Genomic DNA, 3,044 nt, shown 5'->3' with positions numbered 1-3,044 from the left:
TGGCCTTCAGGCCATAAATGCTGTTGCCAGCGTTGTAGGGGATAAATCCCCCACCTACAGGAGGGGAATTTGTAGCATGGCCTTCAGGCCATAAATGCCGATGCCAGCGTTGTAGGGGATAAATCCCCCACCTACGGTGGAGTTGTTAAATGTGCGCTGATCAAATCAATGGATTTAGGAGTGATTTTTAGCATACTACCTTGATCGTACCAATCACCTAACACAATTCGAAGAGCTGGCTTACTATTGACTTCCAATTGATGAATGGCAGGACGATGGGTATGACCGTGGATCAATTGCTGGACATTATATTCCTGCATATAATTAACCACCTCTGCGGAAGTCACATCCATAATTTCCATGCTAAGTTTTTGCTGATTTTGTTGGCTGGTTTTTCGTCCTTTTTCGGCAATTTTTCTGCGAACCCATAACGGCAAGCTTAAAATCATTCTTGGCCACCACCAACCACGGGCCTTTTTCCGAAATTTTTGGTAGGCGAGATCTAACGTGCAGAGTTCGTCACCATGCATCAACAGAGTCGGGGTTCCATACAGATCGATGACATGTTGTTGGTTTAAAATTGTCATGCCTGCTCTGCGCGCAAACTTCTCTCGAATTAAGAAATCACGGTTTCCGTGTATAAAATAGATGGGTACGCCGGTTTGTGAAAACTGCTTAAATAAGCTTGCTACATGTTCGCTAAATTCATTGCGATCGTCGTCGCCAATCCAATATTCGAACAAATCCCCAAGGACATATAAAGCATCAGCCCCTAAGGCTTGGTCACTCAAAAAAGACGCCAAACACGCGGTAATGTCAGGACGCTGAGCACTTAAATGCAAGTCTGAAATAAAGTAAGTATATGGTTTCATAAGGAAAACAAAAAAGGCTGATTAAAATCAGCCTTTTTAATGTTATTAATCGGTTATCTCAGCTTTTTGAATAACGACGTCTTCAACAGGTACGTCATCATGCATTCCGTGACGGGATGTTTTAACCCCTTTAATTTTGTTCACGATATCCATGCCTTCAACTACTTCACCAAATGCACAGTATCCCCAACCTTCCATTGATTCACTGCGAAAGTTTAGGAAGCTATTGTCTTTAAGGTTTATGAAGAATTGCGCAGTCGCTGAATGTGGATCATTGGTGCGAGCCATAGCAATAGTACCAGTGTTATTTGCTACACCGTTATTCGCTTCATTTTGTATAGGCTCGTTTGGATCTTTTTGGTCCATTCCTGGCTCAAATCCACCGCCTTGGATCATAAATCCATCTATGACGCGATGAAATATTGTGTTGTCGTAAAATCCATCTTTTACATAGCTTAAAAAGTTCTCAACCGTCTTCGGTGCTTTATCTTCAAAAAGGTTAAGTACGATTACGCCATAGTTTGTATGTAGTTTTACCATCAAGGGTTCCTGTGGATAAAGTAGTGAATTTAAATTTGTTCAGCTAAGTAGTGTATCGCAATCATAAAAATATTTCAGCTGTTGCTGTCACTTTGGAATAATAATTTGTGTTAATTTTTGCTAACACGCTGGTTTATGTCGACATGAGACGGTGCTAGAATCGCGCAATTATTTATTAAGATAACCAATGGAACCAATATAATGCAACAAATATACAATACCCTCACTCGACAAAAAGAGACTTTTAAGCCATTAGTGGCTGGCAAAGTGGGTTTGTATGTCTGTGGGATTACGGTTTATGACGTTTGCCATATGGGACATGCTCGTACTTATCTGAGTTTCGATCTAATGGTGCGCTACCTGCGCCACAAAGGCTACGAGGTGAATTATGTTCGAAACATTACAGATGTGGATGACAAAATTATCCAAAGAGCCAATCAAAACGGCGAAACCCCTGAGCAGTTAACTCAGCGCACCATTGCTTTGATGCATGAAGATTTTGCTGCAATTAATTTGCTAGAGCCTGATGTCGAGCCGCGTGTTACCACTCATATTCCTGAAATTATCGATGTAATTGAACGATTAATTGCTAAAGGACATGCATATCAAGCGCCTAGTGGTGATGTGTTGTTTGATGTGAGTACCTACGAGCAATATGGCAAATTGAGTCGACAAGATTTAGATCAGCTTAATGCCGGTGAGCGAGTAGAGGTGTCAGCTGATAAAACTGACCCTCTAGACTTCGTATTGTGGAAAACAGTTAAACCCGGTGAACCTTATTGGGATTCTCCTTGGGGGCAAGGTCGTCCTGGTTGGCACATTGAATGTTCGGCCATGAATAGCAAACATTTAGGCACGCACTTTGATATTCACGGTGGTGGTTCTGATTTGATCTTCCCTCACCATGAAAATGAAGTGGCACAATCTTGCTGTGCATTTGACACTCCTTATGTGAATTACTGGATGCATACAGGAATGGTACAGGTGGATTCAGAAAAAATGTCTAAATCCCTAGGCAACTTTTTCACCTTGCGAGATGTTTTAAAAGATTATGATGCTGAAACCCTGCGTTATTTCTTGATGTCTGCCCATTATCGCAGTCAGCTAAGTTATTCTGAGGACAACATCAAGCAAGCTAAATCGGCGTTGGAACGTCTATATACTGCTTTGCGTGATAGTCAGCCTAACCATGACGTGGATATGCAAAAAGGTACTTATTTACAGCGTTTTGAAGCGGCCATGGATGATGATTTCAATACACCAGAAGCCTTCGCTGTGATGTTTGACTTGGTCAAAGATATCAACAAAAGCAAGGGCCAAGAAAAATCAGATCTAGCCGGTATTTTGTTGAAATTAGGAGACATCTTAGGATTTTTACAAATGGATCCTGTGGCCTATTTGCAAGGTGGCGCCGCTCAAGGCGATGAGGTTTCGGTAATCGAAGGATTAATTAAAGCCCGTAACGATGCCAGAACCGAAAAAGATTGGGCAGCGGCCGATACTGCTCGTGATGCGCTGACGGCGATGGGGGTGGTGTTAGAAGACAGCGCCAACGGCACCATTTGGCGAAAAATCTAATCCCTAGCATGGCCTTTTAGGCCATGAATAATGTTGCCAGCGTTGTAGGGGATA

The 3,044-nt window shown here is 42.3% G+C and carries 3 protein-coding genes; 1 reads left to right on the top strand and 2 read right to left on the bottom strand.

The features are described from left to right. Positions 1 to 131: 131 nt before the first annotated feature. Positions 132 to 872: a UDP-2,3-diacylglucosamine diphosphatase gene (gene lpxH / locus KO530_RS03660; protein WP_216047040.1), complete on the bottom strand. Its 741-nt coding sequence runs from the start codon at positions 870 to 872 to the stop codon at positions 132 to 134. Positions 873 to 917: 45 nt separating this feature from the next. Next, positions 918 to 1,412: a peptidylprolyl isomerase gene (locus tag KO530_RS03655; protein WP_216047039.1), complete on the bottom strand. Its 495-nt coding sequence runs from the start codon at positions 1,410 to 1,412 to the stop codon at positions 918 to 920. Positions 1,413 to 1,613: 201 nt separating this feature from the next. Between KO530_RS03655 and cysS the strand changes: the two genes are divergently transcribed. Further along, complete coding sequence (cysS, locus tag KO530_RS03650; RefSeq protein ID WP_216047038.1) at positions 1,614 to 2,990, top strand: cysteine--tRNA ligase; 1,377 nt, start codon at positions 1,614 to 1,616, stop codon at positions 2,988 to 2,990. The last annotated feature ends 54 nt before the right edge of the window (positions 2,991 to 3,044 follow it).

The organism is Aliiglaciecola lipolytica (assembly GCF_018860635.1).
GTDB lineage: Bacteria > Pseudomonadota > Gammaproteobacteria > Enterobacterales > Alteromonadaceae > Aliiglaciecola > Aliiglaciecola lipolytica_A.
The sequence above is the reverse complement of the archived record's forward strand: the minus strand, read 5'-3'. Positions and strand labels throughout refer to the sequence as shown.

Bases quoted from the DNA above. Each gene is read 5' to 3' on its own strand.
- lpxH (WP_216047040.1), bottom strand. From the start codon at position 872: ATGAAACCATATACTTACTTTATTTCAGACTTGCATTTAAGTGCTCAG.
- KO530_RS03655 (WP_216047039.1), bottom strand. From the start codon at position 1,412: ATGGTAAAACTACATACAAACTATGGCGTAATCGTACTTAACCTTTTT.
- cysS (WP_216047038.1), top strand. From the start codon at position 1,614: ATGCAACAAATATACAATACCCTCACTCGACAAAAAGAGACTTTTAAG.